Below are 22,880 nucleotides of genomic sequence, written 5' to 3'. Positions count from 1 at the left end.
AATACCAAGATATTGTATTTTCTCATTAACTAATCATATTGCTTTACTCTGTTTTTAAACTTCCTCTCATTCGGATTTCTTAGATTTACTTTAATTTGTAACTTACTAGATGTGCTTAGTGTCTCAAATTGACTAAAGGCATCTAATCTAACGAATAGTTTAAGGAGTTTTTCCAGTGAAAAGACTTGTTTATGGCATTGTGTCTAGCTTGATAATTGTGTCTGTGGCTGTACCTGCTACAGCCAAAACGCCGACTTTTGTTATCGCCCAGCAAGACGCGACGATACAGCGGATGTTTCGGGAACTGCGAGTAGTTACCGAAGATATGCAAGAGATGATGACACAAATGAAAATGATGATGGCAGAAATGAAAGCGCTAACTTCTGTGCCATCCGGAAAGCCTACAACAACGAACGATTTATATAGGCAGCAACAGGTTCTGATACAGCAAATGGAGATACTGATTGGTAGGACGAGGTTAGGTACCATTCAGCCCAGAACAATAAGTACATCGACCGTGCAAGAAGTTCAGCAGCAACAACAAGTAATGATGACTGAAATGAAGGAAATGATGGCAGAAATGAAGAGGATGATGGCAGCCTATCGGGGGCGAGCCACCGACCGTAGGTAATATTATGAACTTGCAGCAGAGAACCTTAAAGGTAAAGTCGTTGCGAAGCGAAAACAGCCTACTCTGCTGCAAGGGTTAGACGACATTTTTAGCGAGATCGCTTTCAAGTTCAGCAGCAAAAAAGAGTGTTGGCGTAGCCTGTGCAGAGTCCATATCGCCGACTCACAATAAAACTGGGTTGTCATCCGTTGATAGCGGGTTTCGACTTCACTTATCCACCGCGAGTTGAGCGAAGTCGAAACTCGATCACAACTCAACTCAATGATGCCAATTTGATAAATATCTGTCGCTGCATATTAACCCGGCAACGAAAGTTGCAAGAAGAAAGCTAAAATCCTTAGGGGTTTTAGCCTAAAAAATGTAGGAGCAATTATTGCCACGTTAATATCTTCCTCGTCCGTCTTCAAGCAAGTATTATTTAGCTATTTGAGGGGCAGGCGCTGCTTGAACCGTACAAGGTTTCTTATCGCATTGCTGCCCATAAAGTTGATTAACATAGGGTTCTTGCCATGCGAGGGGAACTTCCAGTAGTGATTGGGTTCCAGTAATGCCCTGACCCATGAAAATGAGCACCGCAATGGAATTGAGAACAATGTGAATGGTACGCCAGCGGTTGGTTCTATCTTGGTAAATCTCGCGCAAAATTGCCAGAGAAAAAATCATTAATAGTGCCGCAGTGATGCCGTAATAGTAGTGAGAAAAGTACCACTGATCTGTTTTGCGATAGATACCATCTTGACAACCAAGCACAACCAAACTCATGCCTGTGAGAGTTGCAAATACTCCTCGCCACAGTCGTGTTTTTGCACGGTAAAGCAACGCTAGAGACGCGATCGCAACGCCAAAAATTATGATAATTATTCCTACCTTAAGTGGGCTTTGATCCCAAACTTTTTGATCAAAAATATTGCTAAAGATGTCATAGGCTAATGCTAATAGAACAATTCCTACTACTGCGCCAGTCAGCCAACGACCAAGCTGTACATGCTCCTGTCCTGCACTTGGAGGAATTTTGCTCTTCTCTCCGCTAGCAGTCTGCAATCGACGTTGCCGTGTTTGAAGGGCGCGATTCAGAACAATGCCAATGAGTGGGAACACAATCACTACAGCGGCGATCGGATGTAGCAGCAAGATCACATCCCTGAATTCCATATACAACCTCTCTTGAATTGGGGTGATTCTGATAAAAAGCAGCTAGGAAAAAGAAATTGTATTTTCTTCTGACTCCTAGCTTCTAAATTTTGATTTTTTTGACTGTGTGCCCTACTTCACTTCACTGGCAAGAAACTGAGCCACTTTTCCCTTCTTCACTGCAACCACCACGTCAAAATGCGCACAGTATGAGAAGGTCACATCGTTGGCTTTGTTATATAGGTTGACCACATGACCTCCACCACCTGGCTGAATGCCGATTGGATCTAACTCTCCGAAGAAAAATCGACGGAGTTGATCGCCACCGCCGATTTGCCCTTTATTTTTAGTGATTAGGGCGATTTTTTGTTGAGCAGTTGGCATTTCAGCCGCAGTGGCTACTTGAGTCAATGAAGGATGCACTGCCGTTAATGAAACATCTCCAACGGTAAATAATCCAACCACTGCAAGACCTGTAAGCAAAGAAGCTAATTTCATGGGTTACTCCTGACTAACTGTTGAATCGTGAGATGATTTTCTTGAGTAAACCTTACTGGCTCACTGGTTAAAAGCATCTCAGTCAGCACTGAAGCCTATCTGAAGTAAGAGCAGGAATCTCCTGAATGTAGTCGTAAAAAACTCTCAGCTTGAATTCAGCTTCTTCTCAGATTGCGATCGCACCACATCTACAGACAAGGAGATTTGCTGACTCATCGCTATAAGTAGCGCGATCGCGTTAGTCCCAAAAGTCTTTCGCCTCATGCAAACCAATTTCTGAAAATATACGGAAAAAATCCTGATAATCCACTTGGCAGGGTCATTATGCAGAAACAGTCCAATGAATTAGTAGTTAGCAATCCACGTGCTGACGCACCTTCAGGGTGAAAGAAACTGAGTTCGTAAGTTGAGTATATATACTCGTTCAGAATCTAGTTTCTTAGGAGCTGGCTTCGGTTCTAGGTTGGAGCGGTATTAGATTGTCTGTAGAAGGGTTAGCATTGGGTCGGCCCAGTTCATATCGACAAGTTGCAGACCGATGGATGAAATTATCATCACTGATTACAACCCAAACTGGGTGCTACTTTTTGAACAAGAAGCTGTAAGCATTCGGGCGGTTTTAGACGGAGATCTCATCACTCGTATTGAGCATTTTGGCAGCACAGCAGTTCCAGGGTTAGCGGCGAAGCCCATTATTGATTTGTTGGTAGAGGTACGCTCACTTGCAGAAGCAAAACAAGTTGCAGTTTCTCAGCTAGAGTACCTGGGTTATGCTTACTGGTTTGATGATCCTGACCCCCAGCGGATGTTTTTTGTGAAAGGTTTACCCCCCAAACGGTCCACGCACTCATCACATTCACATGGTTGAACCAGATAGCGCATTGTGGGAGCGTTTGTTGTTTCGAGACCACCTTCGCAAGCATTCAGACGAAGCCGAACGTTATGCACGATTGAAGTACAATCTTGCTCAACGCTTTTTCAGCGATCGGGAAGCGTACACAACAGGCAAAGCCGAGTACATCGAGTCTGTGATGCAAAAAGCTCGACAACACCTAGCTAACCCATAAGTGCAGCGGATTGATGGGTATCCTAGGGCTGAGTTCGAGGAAATCTGCAACCGCTGACTTTTGCCGTGAGGGTTTCTAAAGTTGCGTGGGTAAAACGATCTCAAAAAAACTCCCCTCACCCAGTTTTGATCGCACAGTAATGCTGCCGCCCATTCCTTCTAGCAAAGTTTTTACAATTGATAGCCCCAACCCATGTCCTCCAGTCATTTGGGTGATGCCGTCGTTAGCTAAACGAGTCCGAGCTTTATCTACCCGATAGAACCGTTCAAAAATGTGGCTTTGATCTTGAAGGGGAATGCCGACACCGCGATCGCACACTTGAATAATTGCCTGTTGATTTACCCGTTCTATAATCAGTTCAATTGACTGATCAGAGTACTTCATAGCATTATCAATCAAGTTAATCAACACCTGTTTCAAACGATCACGGTCTGCGATCGCCTCAACCTCTTTCTTAGCTTCAACCTTGACAGAGCGATTGCTAAACTTTTCTGCCATTCCTGCCACTTCGATAACAAGGTCGTTAAGAATGACTGGCTCTAGCTGATAGTGCATATAACCACTGTCTGCCCGCGCAAGATCTAATAGATCTTGCAGCAGACAAACCGTGCGCTCAGCTTCCGAAGCCGCAGTCTCTAAAGCTTCTTTTTGATAATCGTTGAGGTTTGTGCTACGGCGCAGCAAGCTCTGCACGTACCCCAGCACAACTGTCAAAGGGGTTCGCAGCTCATGGGAAACATTGCTGACAAATTGACGTTGTTGTTCCCAAGCCTCTGAAAGCCGAAACAGCATCATATTCAGGGTTTGAACCAGTTCCTTTACTTCACTGGGAGCATTGCTCAGTTGCAATTTAACTTTGCTCAAATCCTCGGCTGAAATTGCGCCTGCAATCTGGTTGATATCCTGTAATGGTTGCAGCGATCGCCGAATCCGCAGAGCGATCGCTGCCATGGTCAACAACGTTGCTAGGATGCAAACCACTGCTAAACCCTGAAGCATTGCAATTAAATGACGTTGCTCCTCCGTCACATCCTGCGCCATGTAAACTTTACCCAGCAATTTCCCCTGCAATACCACTGGGCTTACATACAAAATGAGATAGCGATGATCGACTAGGTAGACTTGCGGCTTTAAAGGCATCTCTGCAAGAGAAATTAATTCAGTCGTGGCAGAAAAAGATGAATTCATGCCCATAGACTGCGCCAATAGCTGACCATCAACGCTCTTGACCCAAACCACTAAGCCCGGCACAGCCACATTATTAATTGTTTTTTGCAGTCCAGTTTTGACGGGTAACATCTCGCTGTAGAGTTCTATATCACGAGGAAAGCGGCTTGCAATATATTCAACAGTCTGGGTATGAGTTGCAATCAAAACTTGTTGCATCTTCCAACCTGTCCAAATGGCGACACTACCCAAAGACAAGACTGACAACGTAGCAATTTCAGCAGTAAGACGAAATTGCAACGAGGATGAAGCGAAGTGTTTCTGTTTAAGTTGATGAATCGTCTCCCACAATTGGCGCATCAGTAGCATCCGAATATAGTTACTTGCGTACACCAAACCCAACTGATTGACGAATTCTAACAATTAGAGGATTACGTAGGGACTTTCTGTTTCTCAAAACGCTGCATTGATTCACTACCCTGAGAATTTGAAATAAGCGATCGCCCACTCCGTTCACAGATTCAAGACTTTAAGTAAAATTGGCTGCAACAATATGATGTGACCCTAACAAAACTATTAGATTTTGCTGAGAAAATGCTGTTATTAAATGAATGGTAGTGCGTCAAACGGATGTGGCATTAGTAGAGTAGGGCAGAATCTCTCAATATAAACCGTGTATGCAATGCTCCTTGTGTAGTCATCCCAAAGCTCATAAACATGGCAAGATGCCCAACGGACATCAGCACTATCTCTGTCCCATCTGCCATCAAACCTTTTCCGAATCCTTTGACAGTCTCTACTACCGTCATCATCTCAGGGCTAAACAAATTCGCCAAGTCTTGCAAGCGCACAGTGAAGGCAGCAGTCTGTGGGGCATTAGTCAGACAACTCGATTAGCTTACAATACCGTCGTCAGCATTGTTCGTGCAGCAATCCAAAAAGCACAATTGGTTCATAATGCTGAGGTGCAAGCGGTTCAAACCGAGGAGATAAGCGTCAGCCATTGTACTTCGGGACAACTGAAATTTGAAATGATGATGCTTTAGATGAATGATCCTCCCGGCACAAAACTCGTCTCGTTTGTTCCTGCTCCAGAGTCTTCACCAAACAAAAGATCGATCAATTAAAAATAATTGGATCACCCTTCCAGAAACCTCAAATGACTGTTTCATCGATAACTGAAAACAAATTGACTCTGAACACTAATAAATAATCTCTGCGTACTGCCCTCATCAATATCTCAGGCGGCACAACGACCCCGTTCACTCGTTGTTAGGCACACTAATACTCATACTCTATACGGTTCAGATTCTAACGGCTTTCACATCATTAGATTGGCAATTTAACTTTATAGAGATACTGAGTAGAGGCTGGAATTAATTGATACGTTTCATTATAAATTGACTGACATGAGTACATATTTGTCACGGACCTCGAAGTTAGAGCGAGAGTAAAGCTTATGAGCATTAGTGTTCGTTCTTGCAACTTCAAGATGAATTGCGCGAATATCAAGATCTTTCGCCGCCATTTTAATAAATTCTAAGGTTTGCTTCCCTAGTCCCTTTCCTTGAAATTCAGGTCTAATGTAGAATTCATCAATAAAAGCATCTTTTCCAGCGAACTCAATACTATAACCAAGGCACAGTGCTATATACCCAACAGGTTGGTGATTATAATAAACTAGCCAAACTCCACCAAGTAATGCATTGGCCAACAATGCAGTAAGTGAGCTTTTCCTTTGTTCTTCTGTAATGTGGAGATCCTCGAATTCGTGGAACGCCCGAACGAGTGGCAAAAGAATTTCCAGCTCTTCTATCGAAGCTATCTTAATTTCTGGTGTCATAATTTACCATCTCTTAGACTCATCACTGCCTTGCCGTTCCGTGAATCCACGACACACAACCGCCAGTTTGTTTCCATCTAGATCGCGGACGTAGGCAGCATAGAAGTCAGGGTTATATTGCAGGCGGAGTCCAGGTGCCCCTTCGGATGTACCACCATTGGACAGGGCGGCCGAGTAGAACGCTTCAACCGCTTTCCAGGATTTTGCGTGCAGTGCGATCATCACACCATTGCCAGCGATAGCAGCCTTTCCGTCGAAGGGTTTGCCAAGCCAAAGCGCAACCTCTTTGATGCCTTGGTCTTCGTAAGTACCCCAGCCGACCCAGCCTTCCCAGTCCGGTTCGCCTGAGACATCGCAACGCCACAACCCAAGTGTGCCGAGCACAGCGTCATAGAAAACACTTGCGCGAACAATGTCATTTGTGCCAAGGCAAACATAAGTGAACATGAGTGTCTTCAATCGTGAATAGGGGATGTCTTGAAATCCTAACGGTTCGCTTGAGCGGCTGCAAACAAACCTCGCTAATGCACTGACATCTTTTATCAGTCCGCTCCGAGCGAATGTTAGGTTGCACCAAGACTGCTACCGCCATCGACAAATAAGGTTTGTCCGGTGATATGCGAAGCATCTTCTGAGGCAAAGAAGGTGATCGCGGCGGCAATTTCATTGGGTTTGGCAAAGCGTTGCATCGGCAATTTTTGAAGAAAGCGTTGTTCTGATTCATTGCCGATTGGGCTATTGGCTCGAAACAGTTCTGTTTCAGTGGGTCTAGGCGCGATCGCATTCACGGTAATTCCAGTGGAGGTTGAATTTGGCGAGCGGCGGTTTGCTCGCCAAATTCAACTTCTGAAAGCAAATTACTGAGGCAACATACCCGCAAACTGCCTCTCAATGTCTTTGAGCGGTGCTTGCAAATTGGCGAATACGCTTTGAGAAACCGGATCGGGATAGACCTCTTCCAGACCCTGTTCGATCGCGTGCAGTGTCGCTTTTGCCACTTCAATGGGGGCAACTTTATCAAGGGGCACCCCTTCAGACATGGCAGTATCAACGGGTCCTGGAAACACACCAATTACCTGAGTGCCCTGCGCTGCGAGTTCGGCACGAGCACCTTGAGTCAAGGAATAGAGCGCGGCTTTGGAGGCACTGTAGGAACTAAAGACGGGTACGTTCACCACAGAGGCGATTGTCAGCAGATTCACGATCGTGCCACCACCATTACGCTTGAGAATGGGTGCAAAAGCACGCACCATAGAGAGTGTGCCGAAGTAATTGGTGTTCATTTCCCACTGAGCCGTCTCTACACTCTTAGGGGTAAATAAACCACCAGAACCCAATACACCAGCGTTGTTAATTAACAAGGTGACATCCTGGGCCATTTGGGCTGCCGCATTCACTTGATCGGGATCGGTCACATCTAACGCGATGGCAATAATGCGATCGGGGGAGATCGCAACCACATCGCCCAGCGTGTCTGCATTGCGAGCAGCAACATAAATGCGACGAATACCCGCTTGTATCAACGCTTCAACATAGGCTTTGCCAATGCCCCGATTTGCACCTGTGACAAACGCAACGGACTCTTGAATGTTCATACCAATCTCCTAGCTAATCATGAAACCTTTTGTAGGAGAGCCTTTGCGTTGTGTTAAGTTGCTCTGCTCTCCATACGTTTATCTTGATTGATGCGAATATGTTTGAGAAGCCAGCAGAATGGAATATGATTTATTCGGATTTAGAATAAATGAAGTATGGATCGCCTCGACTGTATTCAAAGTTTTGTGCGAGTGGTTGAAGCCGGAAGTTTTTCTGCGGTTGCCCGTGAACTTAACACCAGCCAGCCCACGATAAGTAAGCAAATTGCTGCCCTCGAAGACTACCTGGATGTGCAACTCTTAGCCCGCTCTACTCGAAAGCTGCAATTGACGCAAGAGGGAGAACGCTTTTTTGAGCATTGCCAAGAGGTGTTGGATGCGGCTGCTGCGGCTGAAGCCAGTGTTGGGCAACGGCAAAACCCCGTTGGAACACTACGGGTAAGCTGTCCTGTTGCATTTGGACAGCATGTACTCATGCCTTGCATTAAGGATTTTTTGGATCGATATCCGGATATCAAACTAGATTTGACTTTGAGCGATCGCTTTATTGACTTGGTTGAAGAGGGTACAGATCTCGCCCTTCGCATTGGGCAGGTGAACGATCCAACGCTCATCACCCATCACCTTGGCTTGACTCGCCGAGTCACGGTTGGTGCAACAACCTACTTCTGCAAACACCCAGAGCCTCAAACTCCTGAGGCCTTAGTCAACCATAACTGTATCGTTTACACTCGCCTTGCCACAGGAAACGAGTGGCACTTTCAACAGCCAACGGGGGAGACAGTTCAGGTCATGGCGAAAGGTAATCTGCAAACCGATAATTCTACAATCATTCGAGAAGCGGTTTTATCCGGTTTAGGAGTTGCCGTTTGCCCCGTTTGGTTGTTTGGCGATTTGCTTAACTCTGATAGCCTTCGTATCGTTTTAAGAGAGTATCAACCCGTCCCTTTGCCCATTCATGCTGTTTATCGACGAGGGCGATTTATCCCTGCAAAGGTGCGTTGCTTTATCAAATATCTCACGAATGAATTCAAGCTCAACCTATGGGTATCAGACTGTGGAGTAAACCAGTAAGCCTAACGTTCCGCTTCACCCGCCGTTAGTGAGCTTTCTGACTCAACGCTACCAACTCCATACGGTCGGTGTGCAGGCGGATTGTGTACGCCCAGCATGGGCGTGAACTTATGGGGTGAAAGTCCCCTGTCGGAGAACCAACGTCCAAATGATCGAAAAGATCCGAGTGACGACAACGACTAGCTTAAGGCAAGGGCGTTTCCGTGAGGAAGGGTCTGAAGGAAGCTGGAGGCAAACCTGCGAGCTGACGGACAGAAACGTCATAGAAGGCTGAGATTCCTGTGGCGAGTGAGCACAACATCACAAAGCCTTTTGGTTCAGGGAACACAGTAAATGATGCGGTTGTGCAGGGACAGTTCACGGTCTTATCTGGGGAGATCTGCTCAAGAGGCAGTCTGAGTGTCTACGGGAGTCTGATTGAGGTCTAGCTGGAAACGGCTAGGGAGCCACAGAACCCTACGGAAACTCAGGCAGCGCGTCTGGTGGTAACACCAGGAGTGATTGAGCAGAAGTCAGCAGAAGCCATAGTAGCCAAACGCTCATCGTAATGGATGAGACAGGGTGAAGGGCTGAACTTCAAAGAGCAGGGAGGAGGCGTAAAGCTCGACGTGGCGATGAACCCGGACGGGGGAGCTAATTTGTCGGCGCTTAATTGCGTAACCAGTCCTGGACATCAATTCTTGGAGTTGAAGTGTCTAAACCTCTTTGAGGAAGCGCCCCGTGCGGAGCCGCATGCGGGGTGCTGGTGCGATTCGTTGTCAGTGAATCACGGTAATCAGCCCGTACATAACCTGACCACTCCGGCTTCCCATGAAGCCCTCAAGGAGTGAACTGTCCGATTGATGTAGGTGAAAGCCCTACTCGCCAAACTCAGGCGTAACTCCCAATCTGCCCACGATGACCCGACTCGGAATTCGGGAGGTCGAAGCTGGGAACAGGGCACAATCAGAGCTGAATTGCACAGCACACTGGTGCTAACGGGGAGTTCCCAGGGTGAAACAGAGCCTAGAAAAGCGACCCACCGCAAAGCGGGAGCAATCCAGAAGGGCAACCTTCCCCGACTTGGCTAAGGAAAATCCCACCGCATTTCAGCACGATAGCGGTCTGAGTCAGGGGTCTTAGCGGTTGAAATGGCTACACCTAAAGGAACAAATCAATCATCGAACGGAACGAATAAAAACGAACTCAGGGTCTGTGGGCAGTCGAACCCACGGTAAGCCGGACGAGCGGACGAATCCCTTGACTTCGGGTAGGACGAGGCGTAATTGCCTTGAGGTATTCAGAAAAACACTAAACGGAGTATGAGCATGGTTAGCCACGCTAGCAATAGCAGTGAACTCTGGAAAGCCCTACCGTGGAAGCAATTTCGTCGTAACTTATTCCGCCTACAATGTCGCGTGTTCAAAGCAGTTCAAAGGGGAGACAAGCGTAAAGCACGATCACTGCAAAAACTGATTCTGAAATCCCAAGCTGCTCAATTACTAGCGATTCGTCAAGTAACGCAGCTTAATGCAGGCAAACAAACTGCGGGGATTGACGGCAAAGCGTCTCTCTCGTTTGAGGAACGCTTTGCGCTCAGTAAACAACTGAGCGCAAACGTTAACCGTTGGAAACACCAAGGGCTACGAGAAATCCCAATTCCAAAAAAAGATGGAACAAATCGTCTGCTCAAGGTGCCAACCATTGCGGATCGAGCTTGGCAATGCCTTGCTAAATTCGCAATAGAACCCGCGCACGAAGCCACTTTCCACGAGAGAAGCTATGGGTTTAGGACAGGAAGATCAGCCCATGATGCGCAGAAAAACCTGTTCAACAACCTCCGCTCTCAATCGAATGGAATCGATAAACGAGCCATCGAACTCGATATCGAAAAATGCTTCGACAGGATTTCACACTCAGCCATTATGAATCACCTGATTGCCCCAAGGGGGCTGAAGCTCGGAATTTTCCGATGCCTCAAGGCAGGTACAAACATCGGCTTTCCAGACCAAGGAACACCCCAGGGTGGAGTGGCAAGTCCTGTACTTGCCAATATCGCACTCAACGGCATTGAGGAAATTCATACCAGTGTCCGATACGCGGACGATATGGTAATTATCCTAAAACCGAACGATAATGCACAAGCCATCCTAGACGAAATTAGCCAGTTTCTAGCAGAAAGGGGGATGAGCGTGAGTCTGAGCAAAACCCGTGTCACCGCTTCGACAGATGGATTTGACTTTCTCGGCTGGCACTTCAAAGTGCAACGCAATGGAAAGTTTAGATGCACTCCCTCACAGGAGAACTTCAACGCTTTCCGCAAGAAGGTAAAATCCATTGTCAATCACTCGAACTATGGTGCGAAGGTCAAGGCTGAAAAGCTGGCACCCATCGTTAGAGGCTGGAAGAGCTACCACAGGTTCTGCAAAATGACGGGAGTCGGTAGCTTGCTATCCCATCTCAGACTCAGAGCCTACCGAGTGTTCAATCGGGAGTCCAAACAGAATCGCTTCTCTAGCGCAACATTGCTAGAAAAGGCATTCCCACCAGTCTCCTATTCCGAAAACAAATACATCAAAGTCAGGGGGGCTAAGTCCCCCTACGATGGTGACTTACCCTACTGGAGTGAACGTAATAGTAAACTCTATGACGGCAAAACCTCTAAAGCTCTCAAACAGCAAAACCATTCATGTGCGAGATGCGGTCTTAAGTTTATGTCCGATGAGGCAGTTAATCTGCACCATATTGACGGAAATCACCAGAATTGGAAAACCTCTAATCTAGAGGCAATCCATGAATCGTGCCATGACTACATCCACATGAGCAAATGCGAAAGCTCAGAATATCGGGAGCCGGATGCCGTCAAAGCGGCACGTCCGGATCTAACAGAGAGGGGCGAGGTTTAATACCCTCCCTCGACTCTACCTGGGGACGGGGAGGGAAAACCTCCCTGTTACCCGATTTGCTTCCCTAACTTCTCTCTACTAGTCTGCACTGACTTGGCTCTTCGCTGTATCTGGTCGTCTTCCCCAAGGCTTGAGAACTGAGATCGCAATAATAATAACCAAGGAAAAAACTTGAACTAGCGTTCCGAGCAATACACCTTTTGCATCAAAACTATAAACCAAATTATTCAAGGCTTTTAAACCCTGTTGCTCTGATAATTTTTGAGCAGTATTTCCCCACGGAAATAGCCAGAATGTCCCAAATACAATTAAACCAGTCGTTAGTACCCACTTAGTAATCACCCAGTAAAATTTGGTAAATCCATAATTTGTCATCCAGCATAGGAATGTTGCGGTTATGACGGAGCCAATAGCTGAAGGAATTACAATCCAGTCATCCAGAAGGTTAATTGCTGAATTGAGAGCATTCAGCATCTCGGCATTGACTGACTTAGTGTTTCTAAGCGAAAGCAAAAACATACTCAAGACGGTTCCTGTCCATAGTGCGGCAAAGCCAATATGTGCTGACAGCAACCAGTTTCTTTGATGAATATTTAATTTCGGCATGTTTTCTCCAAGATATTTTGATCGAAAGCTTATGCTCCTGCAATTCCAATTCGCACAAGCAAAAAGATTCATATATTGATAGTTAGCGTATTAAGTAACTGATTGGAAGTCAACATCCTACTGCTAGCATTCTCAGGAAAAGTTTTGGATAATTTGGTTGAGGAGCTTTAGCATAACCTTCTGCTCTGCTTCGGAAATGTTCCCAGTCGCTTTTTTAACAGTCTCTGCACCGAGAGGAGGTAGGATATGCATCAATCTTTTACCTTCTGCCGTTAGCCAAATTTGGACGATGCGACGATCGTCGGAGTTGCGCTCCCGATAAACGAGGTTTCGCTCTTCCATGCGATCAACCACTCCGGTTAGTGTTGCACCTAGCTGTTTCAGTCTGTCAGCAATACCTGTCGTAGTCAGACCATCTTCTTCCCAGAGACAGCATAGAACTAAATAATGAAAGGGTGTCAGACCATAAGGTTCAAGCCGTTCCATAAAATCTTTATACATCAGTTGGGATGCAAGTTTCAGTTGATGCCCCAAGTTGTGAGGTGCAAGGGCATATCGCCACTGCCGGAGAAAGTCAGTATCAGAGGATGAACCAGGCATTCGATCTGGAGGTTGGTGATTAAACGGATTAGTTAATGCATCAACTATCCTATAGCGATCGCCGAAACTTGCCTCGGAAAAACTGTTTAACTGACCTTCAATGTACTAGAACTCATAACTTATCAGTGAGCTTCAAATCACTGTACTTCCCTAAAATAAAGGCAGCATAACGGTTCAAATCAGCGGCAACAGATATCCTTGACCTTAGCATCCAGATTTCTCGACCGTCCGCTGCAACACACTCTGCCAAGGTTGTTATGCCGTGACTTACCGAAGGGCTCATAGCTTTAAGCCCTTTCAACCAATTGGCGAACTGCGCTAACAACCAGATCAGGTTGATCTAACGGTATAAGATGGCCACTGTTTTCTGCAATGATACGTTGGCTATTTGACGATAGTTTGGCTAAATCTAACTGAAGCAATGCCCATTTCTGGAAGTCTTCGTCACTCCTCTCTGGATCTTTAGACCCCTGGCTCAACACAATCAAAGGTAGGCTGCCCAGTGACGGAACTCCTCTAAGTTCTTCAAAGCTCTTTTTTATGTTGGCATATTCACTTGATACGGTTGCCCAGTAGTGGGGGCGATAACAGTAAGATTTGTAGGTGTCAAATAAGGCTTGCACTGTTAACGGATATTTTTGAATTGATTGCTTGATGTCCTCAAGCATAGGCAACAGATTCATCTCCCCAATTAATCGCAACACCCCCACTCGGTTGGCAATCTCCAGAGCCTGATAAAGCCATAACGCCCTTCTCATGCGCTTCCATGTTTCAGATGTCATCTGATTTTCGTGGACAGAATCGACCAACACTAATCCGACCACGTTTTCTGGATGCTGACTAGCATACAGCCGCATATTAGCTCCACCTAACGAGTGTCCAACCAAAATGTAAGGAGGATTGATCTCAGCTTTAATTAGAAGTGCATATAATTCATCAACGCTCTGCTGGCTGGTGCGAGGTGTTCTGAGATTGGGATCACTCCAACCCAAACCTGCTCGATCATAGGTACAGACACGGGTGAATTTAGCAATTTCAGATGGAACTAAGCCCCATGTAATTGAGGGAGCACCGCCACCAGCATCCATAACAACTGTTGGTGTACCCTGCCCAATACAGTTGAGATGTAAGCGTCCCCACCCAATATCAACAAGTTCACCCTGTGGAGGATACCTGCGTCGATCCAAAGCTTCACTCACTGCTTGATAGAGAATCCCCATCAGTAATGAGATTGCAGTAATGCCTAGCGCAAGCACAGCTAAATTTTCCATAATTTGTTATAGCAAAATTTATCAATTCATCCAGCTTCACTCAAGGTTATCTTTGCCATGAAATAGATTGCGACATAACGATTGCATTCAGCGGTTGCTAGCAATTTCGGCAATGCACTAGAATCCCTAAATAGTCCGCTGCAAGGCACTTGTTATACGGCGATCGCTAAATGACTTTTTCTCAGTGATCATCGCCAGCATATATCCACATTGGCTCTGTTTTTCGGTTGTGGACTAGACCTGTGGAAGTAAAGGATAATCAAAGGGTTGCTTTTCCTGGAGCTTTAGGTATGGTGCTTGAACCCGTTCTTTGTCCGACTTGTGAAAGCAGCGATGTGGTAAAGCATGGTCAATCTGGCGAAGATAAACAACGCTACAAATGTCGCAACCCTGAGTGTGGTCGCAGCACTTTTATTCGAGAGTATGCTTACCGGGGCTATTTGCCTGAAGTGAAGCAACAGATTGCAGCTATGGCAGTCAACGGCAGCGGGATTCGCGATACCGCTCGGGTACTCAAGATTAGCCGCACCACGGTGATTGAAACGTTAAAAAAAAGATCGTCACTTGAAAGCCGTCAACGAAGCACGTTTAGCACAACTTGAACCGACTCAAACAATCGTGAAACTGTGCCAGTGGAAAGATTTGGAGGCTGAAGCCGACGAAATGTGGAGTTTTGTGGGTTCAAAGCAACAGCAACGGTGGCTGTGGCACGCCATTGACCATCACACAGGCGAAGTGTTGGCGTATGTATTGTCGAATCATCAGGACAGTGCCTTTGTTGAACTCAAAACCTTATTGGAGCCGTTTGGAATTATGCAGTTCTATACGGATGGCTGGGGCGCTTATGAACGGCATCTTGAGCCAGCTTTTCACACGGTTGGCAAGGCAAATACTCAAACGATTGAGCGCAAGCATTTAACTTTACGCACCCGGATTAAACGGTTGGCTCGCAAAACCATTTGCTTTTCTAAGTCAATTTGGTTACATGATGTCGTCATTGGTTTATTCATCAACCGCTATGAATTTGGCTTGAATATTTAGCCTCAATCCACAGGTCTAGTCCATTGCCCAGAAAGTTACGGTTTCGCTTGAAAGGCTTTTTCTGCAATGCGTTTACCAAGCTCGGTCGTATCCTCAAGACCCTCTACATCTTGCGCTATCTCACCGATCCTAGTTTGCGGCAGACGGTGCAGCTACAGCTGAATAAGGGCGAATATCGGCACAAGTTTCCACGACAGGTATTCTTTGCAGATCAAGAGGAGTTCACGACGGGGGATTATGAGGAGATTATGAACAAGGCTAGTTGCCTGAGCTTAGTCTCCAATGGGATCCTTTACTGGAACACTATTAGCCATTGAGTTTAACTCAATGCCATAAACGCTTGACAGAAATTCTAGCAATTGAAGATAGGAACTAAAATTACCATCTGGATATTTTTAGGAGACACGTAACTAAAGTCTTGAGTAGAAACATTAGCTTTTGTAGACCATGAAGACTAACGTTTTCATTGCTTTTGAATATTGCGAGCAGTCAACCCCGCTTTATTTTCAACTAACTCAAATTTGACGAATGTGCCTACTTGCAGTGTGCGATAACCTTCACCGGGAATGGCTGTGAAATTGAAGAAGATCTCGTCATTCGTATCATCTCTGACAATCATGCCGTTACCTGACTGAAGATCAAACCAGCGAATGATGCCTTGCCCAACCGTTAAACCGTTCGTGCCCAAGGGTGGTGCCCCATCAAGCCAATCTTGTTGGGGAATGCGGATTTGCTTCACATCGGGAGTGTTGTATGACTCGTAGCGGTAGTCCGATCGCGTTTCCATTAGTGTCCGCAGATCGTGTCGCAGTTCTTCGATCGTCGGTCGCCCAACAAAAAACCAGCCATTGTAGATTTTGTGGATTGTTAGATTCGGACGCAGGACAAATGTGTAAGGCTGAGCACGGTAGGCATACTCTCCTTCCGTTTCATCCAAGATGTTGATCTGTTTGATGATGGTTCGCTGTTCATCCGCTAGAAATTGCCACTGTGCCTCCAAACCCGCCCGAAAGGCAGCTTGCACGAGCGGTGGATCGGCACTTACCACAGCAAGTTTGCCATAGTTGACTGCTAATTCCTCTTGAAATTGCACAAGCTGGCGAAACTGTTGACGATCTCGTGGGCAAAAAAAGCCTCGATAAAACACCAGAATGAGTGGATAACCATCCAGGAAACCTAGCGTTTGATCCATCAGACCCGGTTGTGTGAAACGAGAAAGCTGTGTTTGATCATTCTGGTGATTGGGCAAAACAAAATCGGGGAAGCGATCGCCCACTTGAAGATTCGTTGTCATCACTGGTTCTCCCACAAGGCATACCCAACATAATAATCATCCGTTAGCTTGCATTCAGCTTTCTAAGGATGGGCTAGCGCTTTAACACTCTCCACTTCAGCGTTCGGTGATGGAGATTGCCCCTCGTATTCGCCAAATTCCTGAATGAGTTGAGCCACCAAGCCAGTCCAGCCCGTTTGATGACTGGCACCAATACCCGCTCCATTGTCGCCGTGGAAATATTCATAGAACAGGATCAAATCGCGCCAATGCGGATCGGTCTGAAACTGCTCAGTACCGCCATAAACGGGACGATCGCCCGCTGGGTTTCTCAGAAAGATGCGAGTGAGCCGTTCGGATAAGGCAGATGCCACTTCCTGGAGCGTCAGCATGTGTCCAGAACCTGTCGGACACTCTACTTTAAAGTCATCGCCCAAATAATGATGGAATTTTTGCAGCGATTCAATCAGCAAATAATTCACTGGGAACCAGACGGGACCGCGCCAATTGGAGTTGCCACCAAACAAGCCACTGGTGGATTCGGCGGGTTCATAATCGACGCGGCACTCCATCCCGTTGGCATAAAAGATATAGGGATGATCAGCGTGATAGCGGGAGACGGCTCGAATCCCGTATTCGCCAAAGAATTCGGACTCATCCAGCATTTTTTGTAGAATGCGTTTGAGCTTGTCCTGGGAGGCGATCGCCAGCAAGCGAGTTGCACCCATCCCTTGTGTTTCCATACACGCCACATTGCGCCGGAGGTCAGGACGATTTTGGATGAACCATTCCAGGCGTTTCTTGAAGTTAGGTAACTGTTGCAGAGTTTCTGGTGCGATTGTTTCAACGGCAAACAGGGGAATTAACCCAACCATCGATCGCACCTTCATTTCAATCTGGAGATCGTCCGGCAAATGGAGTACATCATAGTAGAAACCATCGGCTTCATCCCAAAGCGAGTCTTCCATCTCGCCAATGTGGTTCATGGCATCGGCAATGTAGAGATAGTGTTCAAAGAACTTGGTGGCGATGTCCTCGTAGACAGGATTGGTTTTTGCCAATTCTAGGGCAATCGTCAGCATATTAAGGCAATACATCCCCATCCAACTGGTGCCATCGGATTGGTCAATATGTCCCCCTGTTGGGAGTGCAGCGCTGCGATCGAACACGCCAATGTTATCCAGTCCCAGAAAGCCACCCTGAAAAACGTTGTTGCCTTTGGTATCCTTGCGATTCACCCACCAGGTGAAATTGAGCATGAGCTTTTGAAAGACACGCTCTAGAAACTGGCGATCGCTCTTGCCATAGATCTTTTGCTCCATCTGATAAACCCGCCAGGTTGCCCAGGCATGAACGGGTGGATTGACATCGCCAAACGCCCATTCATAGGCGGGAATTTGCCCATTGGGATGCATATACCATTCCCGCGTCAGCACATCCAACTGATATTTAGCAAAATCAGGATCAATCATGGACAGGGTAATGCAGTGGAAAGCCAGATCCCAGGCAGCAAACCAGGGATATTCCCACTTGTCACACATGGAGAGAATATCATCAGCGTAGAAATGGAACCACTCGCGATTTCTGCCCCGCTTGCGTTCTATTGGCAGTTTTGGTGCAGTGATATCGCCTTTCAACCAGTCTTCGATAATGTAGTGGTAATACTGCTTACACCACAACATACCTGCAAAGGCTTGCCGCTGGACATTTCGCCTATCTTCACTGAGAGGGAAGGGCGTGATGCGCTGATAAAACGCATCGGCTTCCTGCTTCCGTGCCGCAAAGACGGCGTTAAATTCATGCCCTAACGGTTGTGCTAAATTGGGCACATCACTAAGGCGTAGCTGAATGGTTTTGGTTTCTCCTGGCGAGAGTGTCAAGAGGTAATGAACAGCCACTTTTGTACCTGTTTGAGCGGGATTCACCGCTTCTTTGCGGCCCTGCACAAGATACTCATGAATGCCATCTTTCACGTAAGCGGAGGCATTGGGCAGTCCGAAAAGGCGCTCACTATTGGTCTCATTTTCTGTGAAGAGAACCTCTGCCTTTCCCTCTGCATAGAACCATCGTTTCTCTAAGGTCGGATGAAAGGCTTCAATCAGAGTGCTGTCATCGTCAGAATGAAGGGCTTGTAAGGTTGGTTTGTCTGATTTACCATCCCATGACCAGGTATTGCGGAACCAGAGCGTGGGCAGCAAATGCAGCGTTTTTGCTTCTGCCCCTCGATTGATGATGGTAATTTGGATCAGCACATCTTCAGCCGATCTCTTGGCATATTCCACAAACACATCGAAGTAGCGATTTTCGTCAAATATACCTGTATCTAGCAGCTCAAACTCTGGCTGATGTCGATCTCGGCGACGGTTTTCTGCTACCAGTTGGTCATAGGGAAAGGCTGTATGCGGATATTTATAAAGCGCCTTCATATATGAATGCGTCGGGGTATTGTCCAGGTAAAAATAGTATTCTTTGACATCTTCCCCATGATTACCTTCGTTACCTGTGAGACCAAACAGACGCTCTTTCAAGATGGAATCTTCACCATTCCACAGGGCGATCGCAAAACACAGTCGTTGATGGTTATCGGAAATGCCCAATAACCCATCTTCACCCCAGCGGTACGCGCGCGAACGTGCCTGATCATGGGAGAAATAGTCCCAGGCAGTGCCATGCTGACTATAATCTTCGCGCACCGTGCCCCACTGGCGATCGCTCAAGTAGGGTCCCCATCTGCGCCAGTGTGCTGTATGGGCGATCGCTTCTGCCAAGCGAATTTCTTCTTGAGTTTGCGCTGCCATAATGGGTACGTCCTCATACCAAAATAGGGTTTACCGCTTCATTGGTTTGCAAACTGAGGTTGGGAGCGATCGCACTATGCCATACAAAACGGTGTCAAACAAAACACTACAATCGCTCTCAGGATTGCAACCTGGAGGCTCACTCTAATTAAAAGCGATCTACCTGAGGCACACCTGAAGAAACAACACGATCAAATAAGACGTTGCTGAGGAGAGGCTGAAAGGGCGGAGTGCTCACTGCCAAAGATCGTTCTGTACTGAGTTTAACCCGTTTGAATGTTCAACTATTCACGACTCCTTGCCAGCGATCGCTGTGATGAATGTGCGATCGACTGAAATGAGTAAGCAAAGAGCCTTTTTGTTTGCGGAAAACACTAAATAAGTGCGAGATCGATTGAAATGCAAAAGCAAATAGGCAGAATGAGTAAGCCAATTAACGTCGAATCCACTGCACGTAAGTTTCTTCAGTACGGTAGGCATAGTGCTTGAGCCGAATGGCATTTCGTATCTGATTCAGCAGTTTCTTTGGGCGCTCTTGCCTAGCGAGTGTAGAGGCGGACTGCACGGTGCGTTTGATAGTACGCATGTTTGAATCCATAGTCAACCTGAAAATAGGCGGAAAGATTCTGCCGATCCACCTTCAGCAGGGTATTGTGCGGAAAGATTCTACCCAAGTGCTAGATTTGGGGTGTTATGCCGAATTATTCTGCCTATCTACCCACTACAGGATCTTAGGCAGAAACTTTCAGTCTATGAATATTTAGGTGGCTTTATCTCCATGTTGGGGCATTACCGTAAGATCACTGTTGGGTAGTTAGCTTTAGGTAGCTAGCAATGTTCTTCTTATAGAATAGGAATAACCATATTTTGTAGTTTCTTGTTTCGACTCTTGTTCTAAGCGCAGCTATGGCTCAAGGTTTTGTTTATGTTTTGCTCAATCCGTCATTTCCCGACCAAGTAAAAATTGGAAGAACAGAAAAAACTGTTGAGCTTAGGGCAAAACAATTACGAACTACTGGAGTTCCGACACCTTTTCTTGTGGTTTATGACGAGTTAGTGTCTAATTACGAGGTTGTGGAAGATATCTTACATAATAGATTTGCTGCTTATCGCACTAGCGGAGATCGAGAGTTCTTCCGCGTACCAGTTCGTGAAGCTGTGCGTGCCCTTCAAGAAACTGCGGCAGCTTATAAAATTTGTAACGAAGCTCCATTACATAAAGTAGAGATTTTATCGAGTATTGAACAAAAGTATGGGAGTTACTTAAAGCAAAATATTATTTCCATAGCAATTGTTCAACTGACAGATATATGTTTCTTAGAAATTACTCGTTTAACTTATCCAAAGGCGAGGGATCAAATTGTTGAACGAATGGATCTCTCAATTTTTGGGGCTGATGGTGGAGAGATGTTTCCAACGACAGTTCCTATTCAGGTAAATGCTACTCGTTTTCTTAATGAGTTAGATGATTACGACCTAATAATGACTGGTGCGCCTCTCTTCACTAGCGAAGCTTGTAATCAGATAGCATATGAATGGGAAGAGGGAGGGAAACTTGAGCAGCGTCGCTCTCGATAATTTAATATGTTGTAAAAGCAACCACCTAACAATTCGGGTGCAGCGGATTGACCAAAGCCGCTTGGGTTAAATGCAAAGACTCTGGCAACAGCTGACCCAAACCGTTAGAGGGTTAAAGTACCTGCAACTGCTATCGCTAGGGATTTAAGATAGCTTCAATGACAATCGCCAAATCAGGGAAAGCCAGTGGGTTAATTGTTCCACTGATGAGGTTTTGTTGGGAGGCATATGCACCATTCTGTGGATCGCGAAACACAACGAGTTGCATTGCTTTCAAGTTCACAACCCAATATTCTGGAATACCAGCCTCGGCATAGACCTTACTTTTGACCTCTAAGTCTTTTTCCAACGAAGACTCGGCATATTCGATTAGCCAAAAGATATTTTCAGGATAGGGATGGTGCGATCTATATTCGCGTCCCAGCCGCTGCACGATCGCAATATCTGGTTCTGGTTCCGAGTCATTGGGTAGCGTAATCGGGCTGTCCTGACGAATCTTGGCGCGGCTTCCTAGCACCTCTGTGAGGTATTCATCTGCCTCATTGCGAGCGTAGGCATGGGGTTCGCCTTCAACTGCCATTTCAACAATTTCTCCTTTCAGCAGTTCTACCCGCCGATCGGCTAAGATACCCGCTGCAATCATGCGGTGATAGTCATCCAGACTCCACTTAACGGTTGTGACTGTCATGGCTGGTTTCTCTGGCGATGGCTTCACTTTAGCATAGTGGTCTTCTCAATTAAACGCAGTGGATGACCATCTGGATCGCGTACCAGAAGCCCTTTTTTGAAACCTAATGGTTGCTGAGGAAGAGTGACAACATGGGGAGAAATAAAGGTAGTTTGATGGAGCTGTAGCCGATCAGCGATCGCTGCTACATCCTTTACCACCAGCGTCGTTTGCCAGTGCAGTAAATCATTCGGTTTGGCATCCGCAGGGAGCGATCGCCCATCTTTCGGTTCCAGGTATTCCAAAAACTCAATGCCAGGTCCATTGGGAGAACGCAACCCAGTAATATGCAATCGTGCTCCTTGCACATTGTTAAGATGTTCCTGCTCAGTGCCGTAATTTATGCTTTCCCCTGCCACTTTCAGACCAAGCAAATCGCGATAGAACTTGAGGCTGGCGGCTGTGTTGGAAACCACGATTGCCGTGTGGTCAATGCCTAAGAAAAGCTGGTTTGTTGGTTGCTGCCATTTTGGATCGCCCTTTCCCGGTGGAAAATAAATAATTTCTAAATTGTGCCCATCTGGATCTTTGAAGTAGAAGGCGCGAATGCCTGCGGCAGCTTGATTGGAGTCAGGAATACGCTGGGGAGCGGTGGAAGCATGTTGTACTTTGTACTTGCGCAAGTGTTGATAGGCTGTGTCCATATCCCTCACCGCGATCGCAATATGTTGAAACCAGCGATCGTGACTGCGCGAATCAATAGGAATCGGTCGTCCTTTTGGTGTCAGGTATTCCGTCAACTCAATCAATTCATTGCCGAGTTGCAGCTTAACGACCCGTAACCGCACTCCAAATAGTCCTTGCAGTTGCTCATACTCTGCACCCAAGACTTCTACATCTGAAACTTTCTTAAAAGATAAGACATTGGAGTAGAAATCGACTGCCTGATCCATATCTGAAACCGTCATGCCCACCGATTCTACGGCAATGACAGCGTTCTGCACTGTCTGTCGTTGAGCTAATTGAGTCAGGACGGCAGCGCTCTGCCGAGGTGTTTGGGAGCCTGCCTGAAGTTGCGATGTCGCAACAATCACTGCAAAGGCAACCGCACCGAGGAGCGATCGTTTGAATGTTTCAGTGAATTGTGTCGGCATC

The 22,880-nt window shown here is 46.5% G+C and carries 25 protein-coding genes and 1 pseudogene; 11 read left to right on the top strand and 15 right to left on the bottom strand.

The genetic code is table 11. The features are described from left to right. Positions 1-175: 175 nt before the first annotated feature. On the top strand, positions 176-631 hold the full coding sequence (locus JOY44_RS25405) for a hypothetical protein (protein WP_171576357.1): 456 nt from the start codon (positions 176-178) through the stop codon (positions 629-631). A 414-nt stretch (positions 632-1,045) separates the two neighbouring features. Here the strand turns inward: JOY44_RS25405 and JOY44_RS25400 are convergent, their stop codons facing one another. Both JOY44_RS25400 and JOY44_RS25395 read right to left on the bottom strand, forming a co-directional pair. Then, positions 1,046-1,783, bottom strand: coding sequence for a DUF4079 domain-containing protein (locus JOY44_RS25400; RefSeq protein ID WP_171576356.1), 738 nt, complete (start codon positions 1,781-1,783; stop codon positions 1,046-1,048). A gap of 111 nt (positions 1,784-1,894) precedes the next feature. After that, on the bottom strand, positions 1,895-2,260 hold the full coding sequence (locus JOY44_RS25395; RefSeq protein ID WP_171576355.1) for a hypothetical protein: 366 nt from the start codon (positions 2,258-2,260) through the stop codon (positions 1,895-1,897). Positions 2,261-2,798: 538 nt separating this feature from the next. On the opposite strand from JOY44_RS25395, the gene JOY44_RS31760 reads away from it, so the two are divergent. Both JOY44_RS31760 and JOY44_RS31755 read left to right on the top strand, forming a co-directional pair. Then, positions 2,799-3,128 carry a GrpB family protein gene (locus JOY44_RS31760; RefSeq protein ID WP_242541873.1) on the top strand — a complete coding sequence of 110 codons (330 nt, stop codon included), beginning with the start codon at positions 2,799-2,801 and terminating at the stop codon, positions 3,126-3,128. After that, a complete protein-coding gene (locus tag JOY44_RS31755) occupies positions 3,121-3,327 on the top strand; it encodes a GrpB family protein (RefSeq protein WP_242541872.1) in 207 nt (68 codons plus the stop codon). Before JOY44_RS31760 ends, JOY44_RS31755 begins: the two co-directional genes overlap by 8 nt. A 75-nt stretch (positions 3,328-3,402) precedes the next feature. Here JOY44_RS31755 and JOY44_RS25385 read toward each other — a convergent pair whose 3' ends face one another. After that, complete coding sequence (locus tag JOY44_RS25385) at positions 3,403-4,863, bottom strand: ATP-binding protein (RefSeq protein WP_171576590.1); 1,461 nt, start codon at positions 4,861-4,863, stop codon at positions 3,403-3,405. Positions 4,864-5,171: 308 nt separating this feature from the next. Between JOY44_RS25385 and JOY44_RS25380 the strand changes: the two genes are divergently transcribed. Next, the gene (locus tag JOY44_RS25380) at positions 5,172-5,540 is read left to right on the top strand and encodes an IS1 family transposase (RefSeq protein ID WP_171576354.1); all 369 of its coding nucleotides are present in this window, start codon (positions 5,172-5,174) and stop codon (positions 5,538-5,540) included. Between the two features lie 347 nt (positions 5,541-5,887). Here JOY44_RS25380 and JOY44_RS25375 read toward each other — a convergent pair whose 3' ends face one another. The 4 genes and pseudogenes from JOY44_RS25375 to JOY44_RS25360 all read right to left on the bottom strand — a co-directional run bounded on the left by JOY44_RS25375 (position 5,888) and on the right by JOY44_RS25360 (position 7,932). After that, positions 5,888-6,337 (bottom strand): GNAT family N-acetyltransferase, encoded by a 450-nt coding sequence (locus JOY44_RS25375; protein ID WP_171576353.1) that lies wholly within the window; start codon positions 6,335-6,337, stop codon positions 5,888-5,890. A 3-nt stretch (positions 6,338-6,340) separates the two neighbouring features. After that, positions 6,341-6,784, bottom strand: coding sequence for a VOC family protein (locus tag JOY44_RS25370; RefSeq protein ID WP_171576589.1), 444 nt, complete (start codon positions 6,782-6,784; stop codon positions 6,341-6,343). Between the two features lie 116 nt (positions 6,785-6,900). Further along, positions 6,901-7,137: pseudogene (locus JOY44_RS25365) on the bottom strand (SDR family oxidoreductase); the annotation flags it as partial. 57 nt (positions 7,138-7,194) lie between these two features. Continuing rightward, positions 7,195-7,932 (bottom strand): SDR family oxidoreductase, encoded by a 738-nt coding sequence (locus tag JOY44_RS25360; RefSeq protein ID WP_171576352.1) that lies wholly within the window; start codon positions 7,930-7,932, stop codon positions 7,195-7,197. Between the two features lie 156 nt (positions 7,933-8,088). On the opposite strand from JOY44_RS25360, the gene JOY44_RS25355 reads away from it, so the two are divergent. From JOY44_RS25355 to JOY44_RS25340, 4 genes are all read left to right on the top strand, one after another. Beyond that, positions 8,089-9,006 (top strand): LysR family transcriptional regulator, encoded by a 918-nt coding sequence (locus JOY44_RS25355; protein ID WP_171576351.1) that lies wholly within the window; start codon positions 8,089-8,091, stop codon positions 9,004-9,006. 551 nt (positions 9,007-9,557) lie between these two features. Further along, on the top strand, positions 9,558-9,836 hold the full coding sequence (locus JOY44_RS25350) for a hypothetical protein (RefSeq protein ID WP_203032174.1): 279 nt from the start codon (positions 9,558-9,560) through the stop codon (positions 9,834-9,836). Positions 9,837-9,854: 18 nt separating this feature from the next. After that, positions 9,855-10,076: a hypothetical protein gene (locus JOY44_RS31750; protein ID WP_242541871.1), complete on the top strand. Its 222-nt coding sequence runs from the start codon at positions 9,855-9,857 to the stop codon at positions 10,074-10,076. A 237-nt stretch (positions 10,077-10,313) separates the two neighbouring features. Next, on the top strand, positions 10,314-11,891 hold the full coding sequence (locus JOY44_RS25340) for a group II intron reverse transcriptase/maturase (RefSeq protein WP_171576350.1): 1,578 nt from the start codon (positions 10,314-10,316) through the stop codon (positions 11,889-11,891). 78 nt (positions 11,892-11,969) lie between these two features. Here JOY44_RS25340 and JOY44_RS25335 read toward each other — a convergent pair whose 3' ends face one another. From JOY44_RS25335 to JOY44_RS25325, 3 genes are all read right to left on the bottom strand, one after another. Then, on the bottom strand, positions 11,970-12,497 hold the full coding sequence (locus JOY44_RS25335) for a hypothetical protein (protein ID WP_171576349.1): 528 nt from the start codon (positions 12,495-12,497) through the stop codon (positions 11,970-11,972). A 132-nt stretch (positions 12,498-12,629) separates the two neighbouring features. Beyond that, positions 12,630-13,097: a MarR family winged helix-turn-helix transcriptional regulator gene (locus tag JOY44_RS25330; protein WP_171576348.1), complete on the bottom strand. Its 468-nt coding sequence runs from the start codon at positions 13,095-13,097 to the stop codon at positions 12,630-12,632. A gap of 287 nt (positions 13,098-13,384) precedes the next feature. Beyond that, on the bottom strand, positions 13,385-14,368 hold the full coding sequence (locus JOY44_RS25325; protein ID WP_171576346.1) for an alpha/beta fold hydrolase: 984 nt from the start codon (positions 14,366-14,368) through the stop codon (positions 13,385-13,387). A 290-nt stretch (positions 14,369-14,658) separates the two neighbouring features. Here JOY44_RS25325 and JOY44_RS33075 point away from each other — a divergent pair. Both JOY44_RS33075 and JOY44_RS25315 read left to right on the top strand, forming a co-directional pair. Further along, positions 14,659-15,409, top strand: a protein-coding gene (locus JOY44_RS33075; protein ID WP_415881135.1) for an IS1 family transposase whose coding sequence is annotated in 2 segments (ribosomal slippage) — positions 14,659-14,916 and positions 14,918-15,409 — 750 coding nt in all. Because the reading frame shifts where the segments join, the coding sequence is not laid out codon by codon here. Between the two features lie 23 nt (positions 15,410-15,432). Beyond that, positions 15,433-15,726 (top strand): transposase, encoded by a 294-nt coding sequence (locus JOY44_RS25315; RefSeq protein WP_242541868.1) that lies wholly within the window; start codon positions 15,433-15,435, stop codon positions 15,724-15,726. A 146-nt stretch (positions 15,727-15,872) separates the two neighbouring features. Here JOY44_RS25315 and JOY44_RS25310 read toward each other — a convergent pair whose 3' ends face one another. From JOY44_RS25310 to JOY44_RS25300, 3 genes are all read right to left on the bottom strand, one after another. Next, entirely contained in the window at positions 15,873-16,703 is an 831-nt protein-coding gene (locus JOY44_RS25310) for a cold shock domain-containing protein (protein WP_171576345.1), read from the bottom strand. Between the two features lie 62 nt (positions 16,704-16,765). Beyond that, positions 16,766-19,480, bottom strand: a complete 2,715-nt coding sequence (locus JOY44_RS25305; protein WP_171576344.1) for an MGH1-like glycoside hydrolase domain-containing protein — start codon at positions 19,478-19,480, stop codon at positions 16,766-16,768. Between the two features lie 433 nt (positions 19,481-19,913). After that, positions 19,914-20,066, bottom strand: a complete 153-nt coding sequence (locus JOY44_RS25300; RefSeq protein ID WP_203032195.1) for a phage integrase N-terminal SAM-like domain-containing protein — start codon at positions 20,064-20,066, stop codon at positions 19,914-19,916. A gap of 320 nt (positions 20,067-20,386) precedes the next feature. Here JOY44_RS25300 and JOY44_RS25295 point away from each other — a divergent pair, with 320 nt between their 5' ends. After that, entirely contained in the window at positions 20,387-21,058 is a 672-nt protein-coding gene (locus JOY44_RS25295; protein ID WP_171576343.1) for a GIY-YIG nuclease family protein, read from the top strand. A gap of 136 nt (positions 21,059-21,194) precedes the next feature. Here the strand turns inward: JOY44_RS25295 and JOY44_RS25290 are convergent, their stop codons facing one another. Next, positions 21,195-21,746 (bottom strand): Uma2 family endonuclease, encoded by a 552-nt coding sequence (locus JOY44_RS25290; RefSeq protein WP_171576342.1) that lies wholly within the window; start codon positions 21,744-21,746, stop codon positions 21,195-21,197. 23 nt (positions 21,747-21,769) lie between these two features. After that, on the bottom strand, positions 21,770-22,879 hold the full coding sequence (locus JOY44_RS25285) for a VOC family protein (RefSeq protein WP_171576341.1): 1,110 nt from the start codon (positions 22,877-22,879) through the stop codon (positions 21,770-21,772). Position 22,880: the final 1 nt, after the last annotated feature.

Origin of the sequence: Leptolyngbya sp. Cla-17, from assembly GCF_016807185.1 — a bacterium.
GTDB lineage: Bacteria > Cyanobacteriota > Cyanobacteriia > Leptolyngbyales > Leptolyngbyaceae > ULC077BIN1.
This window is presented reverse-complemented; position numbering and strand designations above follow the sequence as displayed.